The sequence below is a fragment of the Pelomonas dachongensis genome (assembly GCF_043555865.1).
Classification (GTDB): domain Bacteria; phylum Pseudomonadota; class Gammaproteobacteria; order Burkholderiales; family Burkholderiaceae_C; genus Pelomonas; species Pelomonas dachongensis.
Map to the genome: position 1 here is coordinate 126,270 of NZ_JBIGHY010000005.1, position 21,204 is coordinate 147,473.

The window sequence follows — 21,204 nt, forward strand, 5'->3', positions numbered from 1 at the left end:
TCTTCACGCGCCGATCCGGCGCCCGACACCTGCTGCAATGGACTTCATTCCTTCTCGACCCTTGACCTTCGGCCTGGAACTGGAGCTGGAGATCGTTGATCTCGGCACCGGCCAGTTGTCTCCAACGAGCCTACCGATCTGGCGGGAGCTGCAGCAAACGCCGCACGGCCAGCTGTATGCGCTGGAGGCGACGCAGTCGACGATTGAACTGAATTCCTCAGTGCACGAAGACGCCGAGTCGATGCGTCAGGAGGTTCAAGCGCGGGTGGCTCAGTTGCAGCAGGTGGCAAAGGCCCACGGTGTCGCGGTATGCGGCGGCGGCACTCATATCGCCCAGTTCTGGAACGAGCGTCGGCTCACGCCGTCCAAGCGCGCTCGAGAGCTGGACCGGCGCTTCGGATTTCTGCCCAAGCGCTTCTCGACCTACGGCATGCATGTCCATGTGGGCATGCCCGACGCCCAAAGCGCAGTGCGCGTCGCCAACGTGCTGCAGGCCCACACCCCGCTGTTCATCGCGATGTCCGCCGCTTCGCCCTTCCTGCAGCACGTGGATTCAGGCTTCGCCGCCTCTCGGCCGCTGGAGCCGCTGGTCTACCCTCACGGCGGCCCCATGCCCTACCTGCTGGACTGGGCGCACTTCGAGTCGCTCGCCCAGGAGTTCTTCAACACCGGCATCGCGGAGACCTTGAAGGACATCTACTGGGATGTCCGGCCCAAGCCGGAGCTTGGCACCGTCGAGGTCCGCGTGTTCGACACACCGCTGACGGTCGACAAGGCGGTCAATCTGGCCGCGTGGACGCGTGCCATCGCAGGCCTCGCCTTGAACGGAAAACTTGAGCTGTCCCAGCCCCGCCGCCACGTCACCGAAGGCAAGGTGAGCCGATTCCTGGCTTGTCGTGATGGACTGCAAGCCCGCCTGTTCGACCCTGTCAGCGGGCAATGGCTGATCGCCAGGGACTGGGCCTCGGCGCTTTGCACCCGGCTGGCTGGCGACCCGCAAACGGCCATCGATCGGCGGGCGCTGGATGCCATCTCGGCAGGACTTTCAGCACAGGAGGACCATGCGCAGATGCGGGCGCTGTGGCGCTCCTTCTCCCCCACCCACAGCCTGCCTGAGGGCGAAGAGCCCAGCGGCGACACCTTGGCGGCATATGCCGCGGCGCTGTGCGATCACCTCGTTGCCCCGATGGCCCAAGACGACTCGGCGCGCTGAACAAGCAAGGCACTTGGCAACTGAAGGCGTGCGCCCATCCTGCGCGCGCCAACGAAACGGCTCAACCAAAAGCGGAAGCTTGATCTTGCCCCCGAGAATCGGATCCCTTGCTGAGTGGCTGAATTCAGGCAAGGAGAATGGAAGTGACGAAGGTGAAGAGGGCGCGGTACACGCTGGAGTTCAAGCTCGAGGCGGTGCGGCTGGTCAAGGGCGGGCAGAGTGCGGCGGCGACGGCCAAGATGCTGGAGATCTCGGAGCAGACGCTGCACAACTGGGTCAAGGCTGAAAAGGACGGTCGGCTGACGGGCGCGGGAGCGGAGCCGGTGAGCCCGGAGCAGATGGAGATTGCGCGGCTGCGCGCCGAGCTGGCGCGGGTCAAGATGGAGCGCGATATCTTGGGAAAAGCGACGGCGTACTTCGCGAAGCAGCGAGAGTGAAGTACGCCTGGATTGAGCGCAACCGCGAGCACTTCCCGGTGTCGCTGGCCTCCGAAGCGCTGGGCGTGAGCCCCAGCGGTTACCAGGAGCACCGACTGCGCTTGGCCAGGCCGCGGCGCCGCGTCAGCGACGACGCGCTGCGGGTGCACATCCAGGCGATCCACGCCGAGGTGCGTAGCGAGTACGGCTGGCCGCGGGTGTGGAAGGAATTGCTCGCGCGCGGCATCCGCGTGGGCAAGGAGCACGTGCGCAAGCTCATGAAGCTGCATGGCATCAAGGCCCGGGGCAAGCGCAAGTTCAAGGCGACCACCGACAGCAACCACGGCTTGCCTGTGGCGGAGAACCTGCTCAACCGAGAGTTCACCCCGGCCGCGCCGGATCGCGTCTGGACAAGCGACATCACCTACGTGGCCACCGACGAAGGCTGGCTGTACCTGGTGGCCGTCATTGATCTGTTCGCCGCCAGGTGGTGGGCTGGTCAATGCAGCCGCACATGCGGCGCGAGATGGTCATCGACGCACTGCGCATGGCGTGGTTCCGACGCAGGTCCGAGGCCGGGCTGATCTTCCATAGCGACCGCGGAAGTCAGTACTGCAGCGGGGACTTCCAGGCCGCGCTGACCAAGTACGGCATGCGAAGCTCGATGAGCCGCAAAGATCGTTGAAGGTCGGCAGGCTGCACGGGCGGCGCTTCGCCACCCGGCGCGATGCGATGGACGAGATCGTCGACTGGCTGACGTTCTACAACCACCGACGACTTCACTCGTCGCTGGGCTACGTCAGTCCGATGCAGTTCGAGAGGGCATGGCTTGCCGCCCTGCAAAGGCAACCCGCGTAACGGTCTCAGCTATGGGATCCGGGAAACGCGGGCAAGGTCACCATCGGATGACGGCATCGAACCGTCACGGTGGATGTGTCAGCAACCACTCAATCGGGAAGAGCGCCCGCCAATCATCTCCGCGACGCTCAGAACGTCGCGCGGGAACGATGGATGTTCGTAGATGAGCTCAGCTCGAGTTTCTCGAAGGATTGTCCCAACAGTCGCCGCATTTCGCGAAGAGCCCGGTCGTACAGGTTCGCCACACCGATGCCAGCCTGGATAGGCTCATGCAATCCAACGACGCCGTTCGCAGGCTTTGATGCCTGCCGCGTGATATCGGCTGCCAAAGTAGCCGCTTAGACCGCGGGAGGCGCTCGACTTATAAATTCCTGCCAAACCATCCGAAATACGCCCTGAGCCTGCGTCTTTTTATATAATCCTGCCAAACCAGGAGAGAAGATGCGCAAGGTGAAGCCGGAGCCCTTTCCCGACCCTCTGATCCGCGACGCCGGAGCCTTCGGCCAAGCAGTGCGTGCCGCACGCACTGGCGCGGGCATCAGTCTGGAAGCCGCCGCGCAGGCACTCAGCATCAGCAAGGCGACGCTCAGCGACCTGGAAGGTGGCAAGGGTACGGTCGCGCTCGGCACTGCGCTTCGCGTGGCGCGCGACCTCGGCGCGGTTGTGTTCGCCGCTCCGCTGGCTGTGCACTTCGAAGCGGCGACAGCGCTGCAGGGTCTGCGCAAAGCACGACCGAAGCCCTGGGGCGGCGTCGATTCGGAACGGCCCTCTCCTTCAAGGCAGCCGCTGGAACGTGAGCGTTCGACATGATTCAGCTCGCCGTCTGGGCCGGTCACGATCGCGTTGGCACGCTGTCTCATGATGCGCAGAGCAACCTCTTCGACTTCAGCTACGCACAAGCCTGGCGCGAGTCACCCCGCAACTTCCCTCTCAGCCCGCAGATCCCCATGTTCGCCGCAGCGCATGCGGCGGATGCCAAGGCCTTTGCTGAACTGCCCGCGGAAACTCGTTCGGCGATCGTCCGCGCCTTCTTCCAGAATTTGCTGCCGGAGGGTCAGGCCCTCGAAGTTGCCGCACAGGCCAATGGCGTCGCCCGGGGCAACCTTGCCGGACTGCTCGTCGCACTCGGCGCAGAGACCGCCGGCGCACTGCGCGTCACGCTCGCTGACGACACGCTGCAGGCTCAGCCCGCGGAGGCTGCCCTCCGCCCGTTGCCACAGTCCGAACTGAGCGAACGCATTCGCAACCGCCCTGATCTGCCTTTCGCGATCTGGGACGGCAAGGTACGCCTGTCCATTGCCGGGCTGCAGGACAAGATCGCTGTGCTCGAGGACCAAGGCCAACTGTTCCTTGCCAACGGCGATGGCTATGCCTCCACCGTCATCCTCAAGCCAGCCCCCCCGGACGCCCGCTTTGCCAGTCTGCCGGCCATTGAGCACACTTGCATGCACCTGGCCGCAGCCGCGGGCATCGCAACGGCCAGGACGCGGCTACTTCACGTGCCGGAGCCGGTACTCCTCGTCGAGCGCTTCGACAGGAGGCGCAGCGGCGATGGCCGCGTTGAGCGCCTGCACATCATCGATGCCTGTCAGGCTCTCGGCCTCTCGCCCGAGCTGAAGTACGAGCGCGCCTACGGCGACCAGGACGCCGTGAGGCACCTCCGCGACGGTGCTTCATTGCCGCGTCTTTTTGGCCTGGCCGACCTCAGTCCGACTCCGCTGGCAATGCGCAACCAACTGCTGGATCGCACACTCTTCAACGTCCTCGTCGGCAACACCGACGCTCACGGAAAGAACTGGTCATTCTTTGTCGGCCCGCAGGCCGGCCTGCTCACGCTTGCCCCCGCCTACGACCTCGTCGACGTCAAGTCAGTGGCGCACGACCACATGAGCACGACCTTCGCCATGGGGATCGGCGATGCCTTCACGCCTGATGAGCTCACGCCCTTCGAGTGGGCCAGCATGGCCGTGCAGTGCAATGTCGCGCCTCGACACCTCGCGACACGCCTCAAGGCCCTGAGCTGGATGCTGCCTCGACTGCTTCGCGACGCGCGTGTCGCGTTGGAGCAGCAAGGCGTCCCGCCCGAACTGCTTGCAAGCATGGAGCTGCGGCTGCAGGAGCGCTGCACGACCGTGTACGCCAAGGCGGGCGCAATCGCCCAGGTTCCGAAGAACCGCCTTTGACCGAGCGGGCACGGAGAGAGCACGGACTCATCGTTCCATTCGCTGGCCTGATGCCCCCGTCCCCACTCCGATCAGACCGCCTGCGGGCCGTCTCTCACGCCTTCGCGCCGTAGGCATCCGCCGAACACACCTTGACGGCGTTTCCCAGCCTCTCGACCCGTGTTTCCCATCCCTTCTATAAAAGAGGATGGGAATCGGAACGGGGGATGGGAATTCGGCGTGATCAGCCGAATAACTGAGCCCAGGCGGTTGGCGGCCACCGATGCGGCAGAAGCTCGTCAATCTTGCTGGCCGGACATGTCGGCAAGCGAGCCAGGACGGGTTTGAAGTAGGCGTACGGGTCGTGCCCGTTGATGCGGGCCGAGTGCAGCACCTGTACAGCGAGCGCCTTGCCTCTGGCGAGGTGGTCCACGTAGAGGTCAGGCACAGTGTCGCCCTCGCGGTCGCTGGATGGATGCCGGACGCTGCCGTCTGCGCTGCCATGACCCTGGGGCGACTCTCAGCAGGCCCGGATTAGCTAAATCTTGGCCTGTGGTTCGGAAACGCTATGGCCACGAGACCCTCGTGGCCCGCTAGACCTCCACCGACGATCGACGAACCTGCATGAGTGACTTCGCAAGCGAGGGGCCCGATACGAGGGCCGTCGCTTTTTCGTATTCTTTTCGTACGCGCAAAGAAAAAGCACCTAGCGTTTCCGCTAAGTGCTTGATCTACCTACCGAATTTGGTAGGCGCGATTGGATTCGAACCAACGACCCCCACCATGTCAAGGTGGTGCTCTAACCAACTGAGCTACGCGCCTGAAGAGCTGCGCACTATAGCATGGATTTTCAGCGCTCGTCCACATTCACTTTCGCCGCGCCGACCTGACGCCTGGCATGACGCAGAGATCGCGCAGCACCTTGGTCAGCCGCGAGGCATCTGACAGCTCCAGCGTGAAGCTCATCCACGCTGTCTCGCCGCCGCCGGTACGCGGCTTGGCGGCGCCGCCCTGCAGCGACTGCGTATTGACCGCCACGACGTTCATCTTCTCCTTGGCGAACACTTCCAGCACATCGCGCAGCAGGCCCTGGCGATCACTCGCTTCCACGAGCACGTCGACCGGATAGACCGGCGCGCCCTTGCCACCTGTCTCACCGCCCCCCCACTCGACGGCGATGACGCGCTCGGGCGAGCGGCGGCGCATCTCGGCGAGGTTGCTGCAATCGCTGCGGTGGATCGCCACGCCCTTGCCGCGCGTGACGAAGCCCGAGATGGCATCCGGCGGCGCGGGTCGGCAGCAGCGCGACAGCGTCGTCAGCAACGAGTCGATGCCCACCACCAGCACGCCGCCGCGCGTGCCGGTGCTGGCGCTGCGCGTATGCCTTTGCGCCAGCAGTTCGTCCTCGTCGGCGACGGGTTCGGGCGGGCGCAGCAGCAGCTCGATGTTGCGCAGCGAGTACTCGTCCTTGCCGACCACCTCGAACAGCGCATCCGCGCCCTTGAAGCCCAGACGCGCCGCCAGTTCATCCAGCTTCAACGCCGTCCGGCCCTCGCGCTGCAGCAGCTTCTCGACCAGCTCGCGACCCTTCGCGATGGTCTGCGTCTGTTGCAGCGCGTTGAACCACGCGCGCACCTTGGCGCGTGAACGCTGGCTTTGCAGGTAGCCGAGGTCCGCATTCAGCCAGTCCAGCGACGGCCCGCCCTCGCGCACCGCGGTGATCTCCACCGTCTGGCCGCTCTGCAGTGGTGTGTTCAGCGGCAGCAACTGGCCATCGATGCGCGCGCCGCGGCAACGGTGGCCCAGGTCAGTGTGCACCGCGTAGGCGAAATCCACCGGCGTCGCGCCCGCAGTCAGTTCCACGATGGTGGCCTGCGGCGTGAACACGTAAATGCGGTCGTCAAACGCCGGTGCCCCGTCGGCCTGAGCTTCCAGCGTGTCGCGCTCCCAGGCCAGCAGCTGGTTCAGCACGGCCTTGCGCGCGCGCGCCACCTGTTCCTCGAATTCACCGGCGGCCGTCACGCCCGCATAGCCACGTGCGCCGGCCTCCTTGTAGGCCCAGTGCGCGGCCACGCCGTGCTCGGCATGGTCGTGCATCTCGCGCGTACGGATCTGCACTTCCATCGCGCGACCATCCGTCCCCAGCACCACCGTGTGCAGCGACTGGTAGCCGTTGGGCTTGGGCTTGGCGATGTAGTCGTCGAACTCGCCCGGCACCGGCGTGAAGATCTCGTGCAGCCGTGCCAGCGCCGCGTAGCAGTCCGGCAGGCTGGCGACGATGACGCGCAACGCTCGCAAGTCGAACACGCGCTCCAGCGCCAGGTCCTTGCCCTGCATCTTCTTGTGGATGCTGTACAGGTGCTTGGGCCGGCCCTGCACCTCGGCCGCGATGCCCTGCGCGTGCAGATCGTCCTGCAGCGCCACGCGGGCGGCCTCGATGCGCTGCTCGCGCTCCACGCGCGTCTCGTGCAGCGCCTTCGCCAAAGACTTGTAGGCCTCGGGCTCGCGAAAGCGGAAGGCCAGGTCTTCCAGTTCCCACTTGATCTGCCAGATGCCCAGCCGGTTGGCCAGCGGCGCGAACACCGCCTGCGACTCGGCGGCCAGCTCCACCGGGCAAGGCGTCTTGCTGGCCGCATGCCATCGCAGCGTCTGCAGCCGCGAAGCGAGGCGCAACAGCACCACGCGCAGGTCTTTGGAGAAAGCCAGCAGCATCTTGCGCACGCGCTCGGTCTGCTCGGCCTTCGCATCGGACTTGCGGTCGCCCCCGATGCGTGCACCGCGCGCGGCACGCTGCAACTGCACCAGCTTGCGCGTGTGCATGACCAAGCTGGCATAGCTGTCGCCGAAGGCCTTGGCAACCAACTCCTCCGGCTTGCTCAGGAAATCGGCCGCGTAGACCAAATACGCGGCCGCCTGCAGCTCCGGCGCGGCACCGATGCCGGCCAGGATGCCAGCCACGCCGTCGGCATGGGCCAGCGCACCCTCGCCGCTGTCCAGGCTCTGTCCGGTCAGCAGCGGCTCGGCGAAGGCACGGGCGCGCGCGATCTCGGCGTTGGAGTGCGCGGCGCCAGCATCCAGCAGCGCCACGATGGGCGCGGTGGCCGCGCCCTCGGTCATCAGGCCGGTCTTCATGGACTGAGGAAGTCCCTCACCATGGCGATCTGGTCGGCATGGACCAGCGTAGGCGCGTGGCCGATGCCAGGCAGTTCGACCAGTCGCGCGCGCGGCCCGCGCTGCGTCATGGCCTGGGCGGTCTCGCGGCTCAGCAGATCGGACTCAGCGCCGCGGATCAGCAGCGTGGGGCAGCGCAGCGTGTCATAGGCGGCCCACAACAGGGCCTCGCCGCCTGCGGCGATCTCGGGCGTCACGGCCGAGAACGGCAGCGCGATGGCCGGGTCGTAATGCAGCGTCCACTGGCCGTCGTCCTCGCGGAACAGCGGCGCGGACAACGCGAGCCACTCCTCGTCGCTATGCGGGCCAAAACCTTCGGAGATGGTCCGCAGGTAGGCCGCACCCTCGGCCAGCGAGCCAAAGCGCAGCACCTTGCCCAGGTAGCCGCCTATGCGCTGCAGCGCCTCGAAGCGGATGGCCGGGCCGACATCGTTCAGCACCAGGCGGCGGATGGGGCTGGGCATGCCGTCGGGGCGTGGCAGCGACGCCAGGCCCAGGCCGATCAGCCCGCCCATGGACGTGCCCACCCAGTCTACCTGCGCCACATTCAGCCGCGCCAGAAGCGCCACCATGTCGGAGACGTAGCTGGGGATTTGATAGCTCGACGGCTGGCGCAGCCAGTCGGACCGGCCGCGGCCCACGATGTCGGGGCAGACGACGCGGTAGTAGGCGCTCAGCGCGCGGGCCAGATTATCGAAGTCCCGCCCTTGGCGCGACAGGCCGTGCACGCAGACCAGCACCGGAGCGTCGGCGCTGGGGCCGGCCCACTCCCAATAGGCCATGCGATGCAGGCCGGTGGCGTCCAGGCAGTTGACGAAGCGCAGGGTGGGCTGGGTCATGGTTCAATCCTTTGAAGTCATCCTAGCAACCAAGAAAGGCCTCCCATGTTGAAAGGCAAGACCGCCGTGGTCACCGGCTCCACCAGCGGCATCGGGCTGGGCATCGCGCTGGCGCTCGCGCGCGACGGTGCCAATGTCATCCTGAACGGCTTCGGCGATGCCGAGGGACCGAAGGCCGAGCTGGCGGCGCTGGGTGTCAAGGTGGGCTACCACGGCGCCGACATGAGCAAGCCCGATGACATCGCGGCGCTGGTGGCCTACGCGGACGCGGAGTTCGGCGGCATCGACGTGCTGGTCAACAACGCCGGCATCCAGCATGTGGCGCCGGTGCAGGACTTCCCGGTCGAGAAGTGGGACGCCATCCTCGCGATCAACCTCACCTCGGCCTTCCACACCACGCGGCTGGCGCTGCCCGGCATGCTAAAAAAGGACTGGGGCCGCATCATCAACATCGCGTCGGCGCACGGTCTGGTCGCGTCGGCGCAGAAGTCGGCATATGTCGCGGCCAAGCACGGCCTGGTCGGCTTCACGAAAAGCATTGCGCTGGAAACGGCCACGACGGGCATCACCGTCAACGCGATCTGCCCAGGCTGGGTGCTGACGCCATTGGTCCAGAAGCAGGTCGACGCGCTGGCCGTCAAGGACAGCGTCGACAACGCTGAAGCCAAGCGCCGCCTGCTGGCCGAAAAGCAGCCGTCGCTGCAGTTCACGACACCCGCAGAACTGGGCGCACTCGCCGTGTTCCTGTGCACCGACGCCGCCATCAACGTGCGCGGCCAGGCGTGGGCGATGGACGGCGGCTGGACCGCCGTTTAGCAGCCCCGGCGGGCCGAGCGCCGGCCCCCCCCCTAGCCGACTCGCACCCGCTCGGAGGGTAGCTCGGCGTAACTGCCGAGCCGAGGCCCTCATTTCGTAAGCTGCACCGAGCCGTTGACGTTGACCGTCACCGTCGCCTTTCCGGCCTCGGTCGGCAGCGCCGCATCGGCCTCGGCCTTCACCATGCGCATGGCCATCATCGGGCGCGGCGCCGACGCCTCGTCGCTGGCGATGTTCACCTCGCCAATGACGTAGCTGCCGTAGCCGAACTGCTTCGCGTAGTCCGACGCCCTGGCGCGATAGCGGGTGATGGCCTGGGCGGTGATGTCGGCCTCGGCCTTCTCGCGCGCCTCACGCGACAGGCTGTAGCCCACCCGCGAGATGGACAACGTGGAAATGCGGCCCGCCAGCTGCGCCACCGCGGCCGTGTCGCGGCCCTCCACGTGCAGATCCGCACTGCCCTGCCAGCCATTGATCTTGCCGGTCTTGGGATCGTGGCGCGGGTACAGAGAGAAGCCGCCCGTCTGCACGTCGACCTGGCCGGGCTTGGCCACCTTGCGGGCCTCCGCCAGCGCGGCGTCCAGCGCCTGCTTCAGCGCCGTCTGCACGGCATTGGCGTCCGCGCCATCGCGTGTCGTCGAAAACGAAATGCCCAGCACGTCGCGCGTGACTTCGGCGCTGGCGCTGGCAGACAGGCTCAGCCGCTCGCGGGGCGCCTCGGTCGCGGCTTGCGCTCCGAACGTCAGGACCAGGGTGGACAGAGCAATGACTGCACGCATGAGTTCTCCTTTCAAGGGTGTGATTGAGCTTAGCCCGGCCAGATGGCAACGAGCTGTAACGGCTGCACCCTGTCCTACAAGGTCGGGTTTCAAACCTGACCACAATGGCGCTGTTACAAATTCAGGAACCGCGATGAACAACAGCGCGTCGACCCGCCAGAACCGAATCCTTGTCGTCGATGACGACGCCCGCATCCGCGACTTGCTGCGCCGCTACCTGACGCAGGAAGGTTTCGATGTCTTGCTCGCAGAAGACAGCCGCGCGCTGAACAAGCAGCTGACGCGCGAGACCGTCGACCTGATCGTGCTCGACCTGATGCTGCCCGGCGAAGACGGACTGACCATCTGCCGCCGCCTGCGCGCTGCCAACGACCAGACGCCCATCATCATGCTGACTGCCAAGGTGGAGGACGTGGATCGCATCGTCGGCCTGGAGGTGGGTGCGGACGACTACCTGGCCAAGCCGTTCAACCCGCGCGAGCTGCTGGCCCGCATCAACGCCGTGCTGCGCCGCCGTCCGCCGCCAGAAGCCCCGGGCGCGCCGAGCAAGGAGCCGATGACCGTCACCTTTGGCCCCTTCGAGTTCGACCTGGCACTGCGCCGACTGACCAAGAACGGCGAGCAACTGCCGCTGACCACCGGCGAGTTCTCCATGCTGAAGACGCTGGTGCGCCACCCGCGCCAGCCGCTGTCGCGCGACAAGCTGGCCCAGCTGGCCCGCGGTCGCGAGTTCGAGCCCTTCGACCGCAGCCTGGACGTGCAGATCTCGCGCCTGCGCAAGATGCTCGAAGCCGACCCGGCCCAGCCGCGCTACATCCAGACCGTGTGGGGCGTGGGCTACGTTTTCGTACCAGACGAGAACGCCTGAGCCCCGATGATGTCGGGAAGACTCGCCCATGCAGGGCGAGTGGATCGATCCCCGACTGAATCCAAGGCATGGCCCGACCCCATCTCGCCCTCAATCTCTTCTGGCGCACCTTCGCTTGGCTGGCCCTGTTGCTGGCAGGCGCGGTGCTGGCCTGGCAATACACCTTCAAGTTGCTGGAGGCCGAGCCGCGCGCGCTGGAGGCCGCCGAGCAGTTAGCGGGGCTGGTCAAGCTCAGCCGCGTGGCGCTGGAGCACACCGACCCCATCAACCGCGTGGCGGTCATCACGTCCATGTCGCGGGGCGACACGGTACAGGTGCGCGTGGCTGAGCAGACCGACCGCTGGCTGCCCTACGACACCAGCACCTTCTCCAAGGAGCTGGCGGCCGAGCTGCGCCAGGCCATCGGCCCGGACACGGTGGTCGCGCGCAGCGTCAACGAGCAGGCGGGGCTGTGGGTGCGCTATGTCGTCGGCGAGGACGCGTTCTGGCTGCGCACCAGCCCCACACCGCTGTCCATCTCGCTGGCCGCCAACTGGTGGTGGGTGATGATTGCGCTGCTGGCCACGGCCGTGGGTTCGGCGTTGATCGCCCGCCTCATCAACCAGCCGCTGCGCGAGCTGGCCGACGCGGCCGGCCGCATCCGCGATGGCGAGTACGACTCGCGGCTGGACGAGACCACCATGACCAGCGAGATTCGCGAGGTCAACATGGGCTTCAACCGCATGGCGCGCGAGCTGGCCAAGCTGGAGGAGGACCGTGCCGTCATGCTGGCTGGCATCTCTCACGACCTGCGCACGCCGCTGGCCCGCCTGCGTCTGGAGACCGAGATGAGCGTCAATGACGAGCAGGCGCGCCAGTTCATGGCGCAGGACATCGACCAGCTCGACGCCATCATCAGCAAGTTCATGGACTACGCGCGACCCAACGAAACGCAGTTGCGCGAAACGCGTCTCGGCGAGCTTGTCGAGCGGGAGGTGCAGGGATTCCGCGACCCCGACCAGATCCGCTTTCGCGTGCAGGTCAACCCGACCTTGAAGGTCTTCGTCGACGACACGGAGCTCGGGCGCGTGCTGCTGAACCTGTTCGAGAACGCGCGCCGCTACGGCCACCAGCCGGACGAGCCCGCGCGCGTTGACGTCAGCGCCGCGCGCCAGGGCGCCTGGGTGGAGCTGCGCGTGCGCGATCACGGCCCCGGCGTGCCGCCGGACCGCATGGCGAGGCTGACCACGCCGTTCTACCGCGGCGACGCGGCCCGCACCGCCGCCAGCGGCGCGGGCCTTGGGCTGGCGATTGTCGAGAAGTCGGTGCAACGCCTCGGTGGCCAGCTCTCGATCAGCAACGCGCCCGATGGCGGCCTGCTGACCATCCTGAAACTGCAGGCCGCCTGAGCTAACCTGCCGCCCTCGACACCGACAGGCCTTGCCTGCGCCAGCGCCGATGCCACGGGCCGCCCTGCTCCTTCTCCTGCTGCTGTTGGCCGGCTCGCGCGCGCAGGCCGCGCTGATGCTCGAGATGCTGGTCTATCCAAACGCCGGTGTGTTCGAAGCTGCGCCGGGCACAGGCCCCGGTGGCCCCGGCGGCGCCATGCTGCAGCGGGTGCAGGCCCTCAGCGGCGTGCAGTTGCATCAGCAATTGATGCCCATTCCGCGCGCACTGCTGACCGTCAAGCACAAGCCCGGCAACTGCATGGTCGCGGTGTCGCGCTCACCCGAGCGCAACGGCACCCTGCTGTGGGCCGGCCCCTGGGCACGAGGCGCGACGACCATCTATTCCCGTGCCGACGATACCCGTCGCATCCACGATCCGCGGCAGTTGCGCGGGACCCGCGTCGTCGTGCTGCGCGACTCGTCGCCGGCGGACTGGCTCAAGGCCCAGAGCCTGCCTGCCATCGAGGTCAAGGACAACAGCACCGGGCTGCGCATGCTGCAGGCGCGGCGGGTGGACTACTGGCTGGCCAACGACCTGGCGGCGCGTTTCGTCATCCGCGCCGAGGGCGGCCCGGCACCGCGGCCGCTGTACCACTTCGGCCGGATCGACCTCTACATGGCCTGCCATCCGGGCAGCGACCCCGAAGCCGTCGGCGCGCTCGATGCGGCCCTTGCCCAGATGCGCCGCAACGGCGAACTGGCCGAGTTCGGCATGCGCTGAATCAGGCCGCCGCGAGCAGGCACACGGCCCGCGCTTCCATCGCCCGCCCCTCGCCCACCGGGCCCATCTTCTCGGCGGTCTTGGCCTTCACGTTGATGCGGCCCGCGTCCACGCCCAGCACCTCGGCCAGGCGCATACGCATGGCCGGAATGTGAGGCGCCATCTTGGGCGCCTGCGCAATGATGGTGGCGTCGAGGTTGACGAGCTGCCAGCCCGCTTCACGCACGCGCCGGCAGGCCTCAGCCAGCAGCAGCATCGAGTCCGCGTCCTTGAATTGCGCGGAGGTGTCCGGGAACAGCTTGCCGATGTCGCCCAGCGCCGCAGCGCCCAGCAGCGCGTCGGTGATGGCATGGGCGAGCGCGTCGGCGTCGGAGTGACCCAGCAGGCCGTGGGTGTGCGGGATGGTGACGCCGCCCAGGATCAGCGGGCGGCCGGTGACGAGCTGGTGGGTGTCCCAGCCCTCGCCGATCCTCAGTGCAGGCAGCGCAGCGGTACTCATGCACGCATTGTCACCGCGAGCCGCTTGAGCCAACTTGGACTCGACTTGTCGAGCGAGCCCCCGCGATGCTGAACTCGAATCGCTCAATGGCCTGAGCGCTGGGCCGCATCAGGCTGGGCTGCCGCGCGTTGGCGTGGCAGACCCCGCCCGGCCCCCACCGGTCCGCTATCGGACGAAACGGTTACCGCGCGACAAGATGGTCAGGTCCACAAAGCTGCCGCCATGGCGGTTGCCATTGGCGTAGTTGAGGACAAAGCCATTCAGGTCGACCCGCCCCAGCGAGCCCATCGCCGCTAGCAGGCCCTCCCGCGTGAGCTTGGCCGGCCCCGCCTTCTTCATCGCGATCACGAGCGTCTTGGCAGCGAGACAAGACTCCAGCGACGTGTAGTTCAACTTCGCACCGTTGAAGGCCTCCAGCGCATCGGCGCACTCCTTCACTACCGGCCTCGACACATGGCTGGCAGCTCGCGGCGCTGGCATCACCTGGGCAACGATGGTCCCGCGCGCTGCGCTGCCGATGCCGTCAGCCAGTTCGTCGGGGTTGACGAACGAGAGTGCCGCCACGGGCACATGCGAGCTGTCGTCGGCCGTGAGCTTCAGGTAGTCGCCCACCGGCGAGTGCTGCGTGGTCACAAACACATAGTGCGGCGCACTGCTGAGCAGGGCGGTGACTGCAGCCTTGTCCAGCGGCGCCCCACGCTTGACCACAACGCTCGGCGGCTTGGCCATGCCAGCGGCCACGTGCGCAGCCGCCACGGCCTCATAGTTGCTGCGCCCCACCTCGTCGTCATAGGAAAGCACCGCCGTCTTGAACGCCCCCATCTCGCGCTTGGCCTCCAGGATCTTGGCCGATTCTTCCTGGTAAGACGCCCGGATGGTGAACACGTTGGGATGGCCGCGCAGGCTCAAGGACCCACTGAACGGCGCAAAGAACAAGGTCCGATTCCTGGCCACCAGCGGCAGCGCATCCAGGCTGGCCGTGGCCGAGTTGTAGCCGAACAAGGCGAGCGCCTTGTGCTGGTCGAGCAACTGCTGGGTGTTCTGGGCGGCACGGTTGCGGTCATTCGCGTTATCAAGCGTCACCAGTTGGATGCTCCGTCCCAGCGCGCCACTCGCGTTCACGCGGGCGAAGACCGCCAGCGCGCCGCCGCGCATGTCGCGCCCGATGTCTGCGTTCGCCCCGCTGAGTGCGACGGACTGCCCGATCACGATATCTTCGGCGAACACGGCAGGGGCAAAGACAACCATCAGGGTCGCAAGCAAATTCTTCAAAGCATTTCCTGGTAACTACCAATTCCAGGATGTTAGGTCGGCTTGGTTACGCCACTGTTCGACAGCTGGCAAGCAGTTGCGCCGCCAGGGCGAAGTCATCCGGCCACGTCACTTTGAAGTTGGCCATCGACGCACGCACCAGCCGCGGCGCCAGGCCCAGGGCCTCGACGGCGCTGGCCTCGTCGGTAGCTGCGGCGCCCAGCGCCTCCAGCGCGCGCTCGACGAGACCCAGCCGGAACATCTGCGGCGTCTGCGCGGCCCATTTGTCGCGGCGGTCGACGGTGACGGTCACGCGGCCTTGCGCGTCGCCAGCCTTCAGCGTGTCGGCGATGGGCTGGGCCAGCAGGCCGCCGACCGCGTCGTGCTCGCACGCGTCGATCAATGCGTCCACCCACTCGGGCCGCAGCAGACAACGCGCCGCATCGTGCACCAGCACCCAATCTTCATCAGCGGCGCCACGGCGACGCAGTTCCGCCAGTCCGCCCAGCACGCTGTCCGCACGGCTGGCGCCGCCCACGCGGGCAACCCACGCGTCGCAAGCCGGCAGCACGGCCTCGAAACGATCGTCGTGCGGCGACAGCACCACCAGCGTCTGCGCAATGCGCGGCACCGCGGCCAGGGTGGCCAAGGTGTGGGCGATCATGGGCCGGCCCGCGATGGCCACGTATTGCTTGGGCATGCCGGCACCGGAGCGTTCGCCGATGCCGGCGGCGGGAACAAGGGCAAAAAAGCGGGAAGCTCTCATTCGCGTCATTGTCAGCCCCGCACGGTGCCCCACCGTGACAGCCCCACCGTGACAGCCCCACGGCCGGGACCGGCTGCCGGGCCCCGGCTAGGTGTCATGACCCGGGTTCTGCCGTGCCAGCCGCCTGAGCAGGCCCGGCCATGCCAGCCCGGCACCGGAGCCGCGCATGACCTTGTCGCTCTGCGCGCGGATGCCCGCCAGGATGGCAGGCGAGATGCGAATCAGCTCTGCCCCGCCTGCCTGCGCAGCGATCTGGATCTCGCAGGCGCGCTGCAGCATGAACATCTTCAGGAACGTGTCCGCCGCGCTGTGGCCCAGCGTCAGCAGGCCATGGTTGCGCAGCATCAGCAGCGAGGCGTTGCCCAGGTCGGTCACCAGCCGCACCTTCTCGTCGGGGTTCAGCGCCACGCCTTCGTAGTCGTGATAGCTGAGGGAGGCCAGCGGGAACAGGCTGTGCTGCGAGATCGGCAGCAGGCCTTCGCGTTGCGCGCTGACGGCCACGCCGGCCACCGTGTGCAGGTGCATGACGAACTGCGCCGACTCGCGCGCCTCGTGCACCGCGCTGTGGATGATGAAGCCAGCCGGGTTCACGTCATAGTCGCTAGGCTCGACCTTGGCGCCTGCCTGATCAACCTTCACCAGGCTGCTGGCCGTGATCTCCTCGAACATCATCCCGTAGGGGTTGATCAGGAAATGGTGCGCCGGGCCGGGCACGCGCGCCGAGATGTGCGTGAAGATCAGGTCGTCCCAGCCATGCAGCGCGGCCAGGCGGTACAGCGCGGCGAGGTCACAGCGGACGGCCCACTCCTCGGGGCTAACGTGACTGGGCTGGGCCATCGAGGTCTCCTGAAGTTGTGAAGCCAGCATAGTGCCGGGCCTTCGAGCGCCGCTGTCGCCTCGGCGGCTGCGGGGACAATGGCCGGCCATGCTGATTTCCGATGTCCGCCAGCGCCTGCGCGCGCTGGGTGCCAACCCCGCCCATGAATCCCGCGTGCTGCGCCACTGGGTGCAGAACCTGCCCCTGGACGCCGGCAAGCAGCCGCTGCAGAGTTGGCTGCCCAAGGCGGTGATGGCCGAATTGCCCGGCCTCATCGCCGAACTGGATGGACTGCTGAGCCTGCGCAGCGAGCACCCCGGCGGCGATGGCCAGTCCGCGCGCCTGCTGCTGGGCCTGAATGACGGCCAGACCGTCGAGACCGTGCTACTGCCGCGCGACGGTGTCTGCGTGTCCAGCCAAGTCGGCTGCGCGGTGGGCTGCGCTTTTTGCATGACGGGCGTGGACGGGCTGATCCGCCAAGTCGGCAGCGCCGAGATCGTCGCGCAGGTGGTGCTGGCGAGGCGCAAGAACGCCCAGCTGAAGAAGGTCGTGTTCATGGGCATGGGCGAGCCCTCCCACAACCTCGCCAGCGTGCTGGAGGCCATCACGCTGCTGGGGCGTGAGGGCGGGTTTGCGCACAAGCAGCTGGTGTTCTCGACCGTGGGCGACGAGCGCGCGTTCGCGGCGCTGAAGGAGGCTGACGTGAAGCCAGCGCTGGCGCTGTCGCTGCACACGACCGACGCCGCCAAGCGTGCGGAACTGTTGCCGCGCGCGCCGCGGCTCTCGCCCGAAGACCTGGTCGACGCTGCCGACGCCTATGCGCGCGCCAGCGGTTACCCCATCCAGTACCAGTGGACGCTGCTGGACGGCGTCAACGACGGCCCCGAGGAAATGGACGGCATCGTGCGGCTGCTGAAAGGCCGCTATGGATTGCTGAACATGATCCCGTTCAACACCGCCGAGGGCCTGCCGTTCAGGCGCCCCGACTGGGAGCGCGCCCGCTCCATCGCGGCCGAGCTGTCGGCGCGCGGCGTCCTGACCAAGCTGCGCGACTCGGCCGGCCAGGACGTGGAAGGCGGCTGCGGACAGCTGCGCGCCCGTGAGGCGAAGGGTCGGCCCATTCGTGTCGTCCGGGCGTCGTGAGGATTCACACCTGACGGAGGCAACAGCCACCACAAAAGGTGCCGCGGCGGCGGTGCCCGCCCGCAGAATGCCACACGCCTCGACGAGGCGGTGACAAGAACATCTCATCGGAGAACACATGACTCAGCTTCAGGCTTGGGGCCCGCGCGGTCGCATGGCGGTGATGGCGATGGGCCTGGCCCTGTGCCTGCACGCCGGCGCCGCGCAGACCGTCAACAAGTTCGAGCCCACGGCTCAGCTGGGCGGCAGCACATTGCAGCTCAACGGCAAGGGCACGCGCGTGCGCCTGGTCTTCAAGGCCTACGACATGGCGCTGTACACCGCCAAACGCGCCACCACCCCCGCCGAGTTGCTGGCGCTGCCAGGCCCCAAACGCCTGCAGTTCACCGCGTTGCGGGAGCTGCAGGGCACGGAGCTGGGTCGCCTGTTCCTGCGCGGCATGGGCGACAACACGCCCAGCGCGCAGATGACCCGCCACACGCTGTCGACGACCCGCCTCATCGAGATCTTTTCCGGCAAGCCCAAGCTGATGCCGGGCGATACCTTCGCGATGGACTTCGTGCCCGGCAAGGGCACGCAGTTCTACATCTCGGGCCAGGCGCAGGGCGAACCGGTCGGCGACGACGAGTTCTTCACGCTGGTGCTCAAGATCTGGTTCGGCGACTCGCCGGCAGACGCGCGGCTGCGTGACGCGCTGCTGGACGGCGGCAAGGACTGAGCCCCCTCGTCGGGTCTCGGCCCGCTAGAGTCGGGCGCCATGAGAACCGCCGTCTTCAGCGCCCGCCGCTACGACCAATCCCTGCTGACGCAGGCCAATGCGCCGGCCGGCCATGAGCTGGTGTTCATACAGGACCGCCTGACCGCCGAGACTGCGCGAATGGCGGCAGGCTGCGCGGCGGTTTGCGTGTTCGTCAACGACAGCGTGGACGCCGACGTGCTGGCACGGCTGTCCGCGCAGGGCACGCGAATCGTCGCGACGCGCTCCACCGGCTACAACCACATCGACGCGGCCGCCGCCGCGAAGCTGGGCATCGCCGTCGTGCGCGTCACCGACTACTCGCCGCACTCCGTGGCCGAGTTCGCCGTGGGACTGCTGCTGGCCGTCAACCGCAAGATCGCCCGTGCCAGCATGCGCACCCGCGAAGGCAACTTCGAGCTGGAAGGCCTGATGGGCTTTGACCTGCACGGCAAGACCGTGGGCGTCGTCGGCACCGGCAAGATCGGCGTGATCTTCGCGCGTATCCTGCACGGCTTCGGCTGCTCGCTGCTGGGCCACGACGTGGATGCCAACGCACACTTCGAGGCACTGGGAGGCCAGTACGTCGGCATGCCCGAGCTGATGGCGACGTCCGACGTCGTCTCGCTGCACTGCCCGCTGTTCGACAGCACGCACCACATCGTCAACGCGCAGTCGCTGGCGGGCGTGAAGCGCGGCGCCGTGCTCGTCAACACCAGCCGCGGCGGCCTCGTGGACACCGACGCCGCGGTGCAGGCGCTGAAGAGCGGCCAGCTCGGCGGCCTGGCCATTGACGTCTACGAGCAGGAGGCCAGCCTGTTCTTCCAGGACTTGTCATCCACCATCATCACGGACGACGTCATCCAGCGGCTGGTGTCCTTCCCCAACGTCATCGTGACCGGCCATCAGGCCTTCTTCACCGTCGAGGCCATCAGCCAGATCATGGCGACGACCGTGGAAAGCCTCAGCGATTTCGAGGCCGGCCGGCCCTTGCGCAACCGCATTCCCGCGTAGGGGCTTGCGACCCTGCCTAGAATCCGCACCGATGCGCCGCGTGTTCCTCGCCCTGATGGCCCTGCTGGTCACCGCCCAGATGAGCTGGGCGGGCGCGCAGCTGTGCTGCGTGCAGGAACTGGCGGCGCAGAGCGCTGCGCAGCTGGCCGACGCATCGCTGGCATCACTGCATGCCGAGCCCGCCGGGGAGGCCCACGCGGTCTGCGACACGGGCCACTGCCACTGTCACCACGCTGGCTGTGCGACGCCGGTGGACGAGGCCCAGGGCCTGCCGCTGAGCCAGGCCGGGCCGCCAGAGCGCGGCGCGCCCGCGCAACCCAAGTCGCACATTCCCTCCGGGTTGGAACGGCCCAACTGGCAGCGCGCCTGATTCGGCGCGCCGCTTCCTTCCCCTTTCCGCCTCACCGCTGAAGCTAGACACCCGCCGGGTGCCGGCCGCGCGCCGAACTGTCTGCCGTTGTTCAACCACCGGAGAGTTCGATGCGATTCCCCTTTTGGGCGATGCCGCTGGCGTTGCTGCTAGCGTTCGCCCCTGGCGTTCCTTACGCCCTGACCCTGGCCGAGGCGCAACGCCTGGCCCTCACCCACAACCCCGACTTGGCCCATGCGCGGCTGGAGCTGCAGGCCCAGCAAGGCGCTGAAATGCAGGCCGGCGCGCGCCCCAACCCCGAGCTGGGCGTGCTGCTGGAAGACACCCGCTCCGCCACGCGCACGACGACCGTCCAGCTGAGCCAGGCCATCGAGCTGGGGGGCAAGCGTGCCGCGCGCCAGACCGCCGCGCAGCAAGCCCGTGAGCAGGCTGCCGTGGCCCTGGCCAGCAAACAGGCCGAAGTGCGCGCCGTCGTGGCGGCAGCTTTCTTCGAGCTGCTGGGCGCCGACGCGCAGCAGCAACTCGCAGCCGCCAGCGTCAGGCTCGCGCAGGACGCCACCGGCGCCGCCGCCAAGCGGCTTCAGGCGGGCAAGGTGCCACCGTTGGAAGTGGCCAAGGCCCGCGTCGCCGAGGCGCAGGCGCGCGCCGAGCTGGCGCAGGCTCAGAGCGAGGCACTGCAGGCGCGCGCGCGGTTGGCCGCGCTGTGGGGCCAGGGGCCGCAGGCCGCCGCGCAGGTCGACGGCGACGACACCGCCCTGCCCTCGCAACCCTCCGACGCCCAGCTGAACGCCTGGACCGCCGACGCCCCCGCCCTGCGCCTTGCGCAGCTGGACATCGTCCGCCGCCAGGCCCTGACCGCGGGCGAGCGGGCCAGGCGCGTGCCCGACGTGACCTTCACCGTCGGTGCCAAGCGCGATGCCGAGCTGGGCCGCACGCAGGCCGTCATCGGCTTCACGCTGCCACTGCCGCTGCTGGACCGCAACCACGGCGGCCTGCTGGAGGCGCTGCGCCGCGAAGACCAGGCCCGCGAGTCGCTGACGAGCGCGACGCTGAAGCTACAGGCCGACGTGGCCGCCGCCGCCGAGCGCCTGCGCGCCAGCCGCGAGCAGGCGCGCCTGTTGGGCGAGGAAGCGCTGCCCGTCTCGCAGACCGCCTACGACACCGCGCTGAAGGGTTATGAGCTGGGCAAGTTCGCCTTCCTGGACGTGCTGGACGCGCAGCGCAGCCTATTCCAGCTGCGCCGCCAGCAGCTGCAGGCGAATGCCGACGCCCACCGTGCCGCCGCCGAGCTGGACCGCCTGCTCGGCCGCTCGACCCAGAACGCTCAAGAGGACTGAT

19 protein-coding genes, 1 tRNA gene and 2 pseudogenes are annotated in these 21,204 nt (G+C 67.7%); 13 read left to right on the top strand and 9 right to left on the bottom strand.

Annotated features, from left to right (window positions below; translation table 11 throughout):
• The first annotated feature begins 37 nt into the window (after positions 1–37).
• From ACG02S_RS14855 to ACG02S_RS14870, 4 genes and pseudogenes are all read left to right on the top strand, one after another.
• Positions 38–1,213, top strand: coding sequence for a YbdK family carboxylate-amine ligase (locus ACG02S_RS14855; RefSeq protein ID WP_394471246.1), 1,176 nt, complete (start codon positions 38–40; stop codon positions 1,211–1,213).
• A gap of 137 nt (positions 1,214–1,350) precedes the next feature.
• Positions 1,351–2,487: pseudogene (locus ACG02S_RS14860) on the top strand (IS3 family transposase).
• A 441-nt stretch (positions 2,488–2,928) separates the two neighbouring features.
• Positions 2,929–3,297 (top strand): helix-turn-helix domain-containing protein, encoded by a 369-nt coding sequence (locus ACG02S_RS14865; protein WP_394471247.1) that lies wholly within the window; start codon positions 2,929–2,931, stop codon positions 3,295–3,297.
• Positions 3,294–4,670 (top strand): HipA domain-containing protein, encoded by a 1,377-nt coding sequence (locus tag ACG02S_RS14870; RefSeq protein WP_394471248.1) that lies wholly within the window; start codon positions 3,294–3,296, stop codon positions 4,668–4,670. Before ACG02S_RS14865 ends, ACG02S_RS14870 begins: the two co-directional genes overlap by 4 nt.
• A 223-nt stretch (positions 4,671–4,893) precedes the next feature.
• Here the strand turns inward: ACG02S_RS14870 and ACG02S_RS14875 are convergent.
• The 4 genes and pseudogenes from ACG02S_RS14875 to ACG02S_RS14890 form a co-directional block, all read right to left on the bottom strand.
• Positions 4,894–5,037: pseudogene (locus ACG02S_RS14875) on the bottom strand (transposase domain-containing protein); the annotation flags it as partial.
• A gap of 357 nt (positions 5,038–5,394) precedes the next feature.
• Positions 5,395–5,471, bottom strand: a tRNA-Val gene (locus ACG02S_RS14880).
• A gap of 45 nt (positions 5,472–5,516) precedes the next feature.
• The gene (locus ACG02S_RS14885; protein ID WP_394471250.1) at positions 5,517–7,781 is read right to left on the bottom strand and encodes a RelA/SpoT family protein; all 2,265 of its coding nucleotides are present in this window, start codon (positions 7,779–7,781) and stop codon (positions 5,517–5,519) included.
• Entirely contained in the window at positions 7,778–8,659 is an 882-nt protein-coding gene (locus ACG02S_RS14890) for an alpha/beta fold hydrolase (protein WP_394471251.1), read from the bottom strand. The genes ACG02S_RS14885 and ACG02S_RS14890 overlap by 4 nt, the downstream gene beginning before the upstream one ends.
• Positions 8,660–8,704: 45 nt before the next feature.
• Between ACG02S_RS14890 and ACG02S_RS14895 the strand changes: the two genes are divergently transcribed.
• Positions 8,705–9,475 carry a 3-hydroxybutyrate dehydrogenase gene (locus tag ACG02S_RS14895; protein ID WP_394471252.1) on the top strand — a complete coding sequence of 257 codons (771 nt, stop codon included), beginning with the start codon at positions 8,705–8,707 and terminating at the stop codon, positions 9,473–9,475.
• Between the two features lie 89 nt (positions 9,476–9,564).
• On the opposite strand, the gene ACG02S_RS14900 is transcribed toward ACG02S_RS14895, so the two are convergent.
• The gene (locus ACG02S_RS14900) at positions 9,565–10,254 is read right to left on the bottom strand and encodes an SIMPL domain-containing protein (protein ID WP_394471253.1); all 690 of its coding nucleotides are present in this window, start codon (positions 10,252–10,254) and stop codon (positions 9,565–9,567) included.
• A 133-nt stretch (positions 10,255–10,387) separates the two neighbouring features.
• Between ACG02S_RS14900 and ompR the strand changes: the two genes are divergently transcribed.
• From ompR to ACG02S_RS14915, 3 genes are all read left to right on the top strand, one after another.
• A complete protein-coding gene (ompR, locus tag ACG02S_RS14905; RefSeq protein ID WP_394471254.1) occupies positions 10,388–11,122 on the top strand; it encodes an osmolarity response regulator transcription factor OmpR in 735 nt (244 codons plus the stop codon).
• Positions 11,123–11,190: 68 nt separating this feature from the next.
• The gene (locus ACG02S_RS14910; RefSeq protein ID WP_394471255.1) at positions 11,191–12,510 is read left to right on the top strand and encodes an ATP-binding protein; all 1,320 of its coding nucleotides are present in this window, start codon (positions 11,191–11,193) and stop codon (positions 12,508–12,510) included.
• Between the two features lie 49 nt (positions 12,511–12,559).
• Complete coding sequence (locus ACG02S_RS14915) at positions 12,560–13,270, top strand: substrate-binding periplasmic protein (RefSeq protein ID WP_394471256.1); 711 nt, start codon at positions 12,560–12,562, stop codon at positions 13,268–13,270.
• A 1-nt stretch (position 13,271) separates the two neighbouring features.
• On the opposite strand, the gene ispF is transcribed toward ACG02S_RS14915, so the two are convergent.
• From ispF to ACG02S_RS14935, 4 genes are all read right to left on the bottom strand, one after another.
• On the bottom strand, positions 13,272–13,769 hold the full coding sequence (gene ispF / locus ACG02S_RS14920; RefSeq protein ID WP_394471257.1) for a 2-C-methyl-D-erythritol 2,4-cyclodiphosphate synthase: 498 nt from the start codon (positions 13,767–13,769) through the stop codon (positions 13,272–13,274).
• A 165-nt stretch (positions 13,770–13,934) separates the two neighbouring features.
• Positions 13,935–14,996 (bottom strand): ABC transporter substrate-binding protein, encoded by a 1,062-nt coding sequence (locus ACG02S_RS14925; RefSeq protein ID WP_394471258.1) that lies wholly within the window; start codon positions 14,994–14,996, stop codon positions 13,935–13,937.
• Positions 14,997–15,087: 91 nt separating this feature from the next.
• Entirely contained in the window at positions 15,088–15,786 is a 699-nt protein-coding gene (gene ispD / locus ACG02S_RS14930; RefSeq protein ID WP_394471259.1) for a 2-C-methyl-D-erythritol 4-phosphate cytidylyltransferase, read from the bottom strand.
• Between the two features lie 87 nt (positions 15,787–15,873).
• The gene (locus ACG02S_RS14935; RefSeq protein ID WP_394471260.1) at positions 15,874–16,623 is read right to left on the bottom strand and encodes a class II aldolase/adducin family protein; all 750 of its coding nucleotides are present in this window, start codon (positions 16,621–16,623) and stop codon (positions 15,874–15,876) included.
• An 88-nt stretch (positions 16,624–16,711) separates the two neighbouring features.
• On the opposite strand from ACG02S_RS14935, the gene ACG02S_RS14940 reads away from it, so the two are divergent.
• From ACG02S_RS14940 to ACG02S_RS14960, 5 genes are all read left to right on the top strand, one after another.
• Positions 16,712–17,746 carry an RNA methyltransferase gene (locus tag ACG02S_RS14940; protein WP_394471261.1) on the top strand — a complete coding sequence of 345 codons (1,035 nt, stop codon included), beginning with the start codon at positions 16,712–16,714 and terminating at the stop codon, positions 17,744–17,746.
• A gap of 118 nt (positions 17,747–17,864) precedes the next feature.
• Complete coding sequence (locus ACG02S_RS14945) at positions 17,865–18,464, top strand: chalcone isomerase family protein (RefSeq protein WP_394471262.1); 600 nt, start codon at positions 17,865–17,867, stop codon at positions 18,462–18,464.
• Between the two features lie 39 nt (positions 18,465–18,503).
• Positions 18,504–19,496 (top strand): 2-hydroxyacid dehydrogenase, encoded by a 993-nt coding sequence (locus ACG02S_RS14950; protein WP_394471263.1) that lies wholly within the window; start codon positions 18,504–18,506, stop codon positions 19,494–19,496.
• Positions 19,497–19,527: 31 nt separating this feature from the next.
• Positions 19,528–19,866, top strand: a complete 339-nt coding sequence (locus ACG02S_RS14955) for a hypothetical protein (protein WP_394471264.1) — start codon at positions 19,528–19,530, stop codon at positions 19,864–19,866.
• 110 nt (positions 19,867–19,976) lie between these two features.
• Positions 19,977–21,203 (top strand): TolC family protein, encoded by a 1,227-nt coding sequence (locus tag ACG02S_RS14960; protein WP_394471265.1) that lies wholly within the window; start codon positions 19,977–19,979, stop codon positions 21,201–21,203.
• Position 21,204 lies beyond the last annotated feature (1 nt).

Coding starts and splice junctions, on each gene's coding strand:
- ompR (WP_394471254.1), top strand. CDS start 10,388: ATGAACAACAGCGCGTCGACCCGCCAGAACCGAATCCTTGTCGTCGAT.
- ACG02S_RS14870 (WP_394471248.1), top strand. CDS start 3,294: ATGATTCAGCTCGCCGTCTGGGCCGGTCACGATCGCGTTGGCACGCTG.
- ACG02S_RS14895 (WP_394471252.1), top strand. CDS start 8,705: ATGTTGAAAGGCAAGACCGCCGTGGTCACCGGCTCCACCAGCGGCATC.
- ACG02S_RS14945 (WP_394471262.1), top strand. CDS start 17,865: ATGACTCAGCTTCAGGCTTGGGGCCCGCGCGGTCGCATGGCGGTGATG.
- ACG02S_RS14935 (WP_394471260.1), bottom strand. CDS start 16,623: ATGGCCCAGCCCAGTCACGTTAGCCCCGAGGAGTGGGCCGTCCGCTGT.
- ACG02S_RS14940 (WP_394471261.1), top strand. CDS start 16,712: ATGCTGATTTCCGATGTCCGCCAGCGCCTGCGCGCGCTGGGTGCCAAC.
- ACG02S_RS14855 (WP_394471246.1), top strand. CDS start 38: ATGGACTTCATTCCTTCTCGACCCTTGACCTTCGGCCTGGAACTGGAG.
- ACG02S_RS14865 (WP_394471247.1), top strand. CDS start 2,929: ATGCGCAAGGTGAAGCCGGAGCCCTTTCCCGACCCTCTGATCCGCGAC.
- ACG02S_RS14900 (WP_394471253.1), bottom strand. CDS start 10,254: ATGCGTGCAGTCATTGCTCTGTCCACCCTGGTCCTGACGTTCGGAGCG.
- ACG02S_RS14890 (WP_394471251.1), bottom strand. CDS start 8,659: ATGACCCAGCCCACCCTGCGCTTCGTCAACTGCCTGGACGCCACCGGC.
- ACG02S_RS14950 (WP_394471263.1), top strand. CDS start 18,504: ATGAGAACCGCCGTCTTCAGCGCCCGCCGCTACGACCAATCCCTGCTG.
- ACG02S_RS14910 (WP_394471255.1), top strand. CDS start 11,191: ATGGCCCGACCCCATCTCGCCCTCAATCTCTTCTGGCGCACCTTCGCT.
- ACG02S_RS14960 (WP_394471265.1), top strand. CDS start 19,977: ATGCGATTCCCCTTTTGGGCGATGCCGCTGGCGTTGCTGCTAGCGTTC.
- ispD (WP_394471259.1), bottom strand. CDS start 15,786: ATGAGAGCTTCCCGCTTTTTTGCCCTTGTTCCCGCCGCCGGCATCGGC.
- ACG02S_RS14915 (WP_394471256.1), top strand. CDS start 12,560: ATGCCACGGGCCGCCCTGCTCCTTCTCCTGCTGCTGTTGGCCGGCTCG.
- ispF (WP_394471257.1), bottom strand. CDS start 13,769: ATGAGTACCGCTGCGCTGCCTGCACTGAGGATCGGCGAGGGCTGGGAC.
- ACG02S_RS14885 (WP_394471250.1), bottom strand. CDS start 7,781: ATGAAGACCGGCCTGATGACCGAGGGCGCGGCCACCGCGCCCATCGTG.
- ACG02S_RS14955 (WP_394471264.1), top strand. CDS start 19,528: ATGCGCCGCGTGTTCCTCGCCCTGATGGCCCTGCTGGTCACCGCCCAG.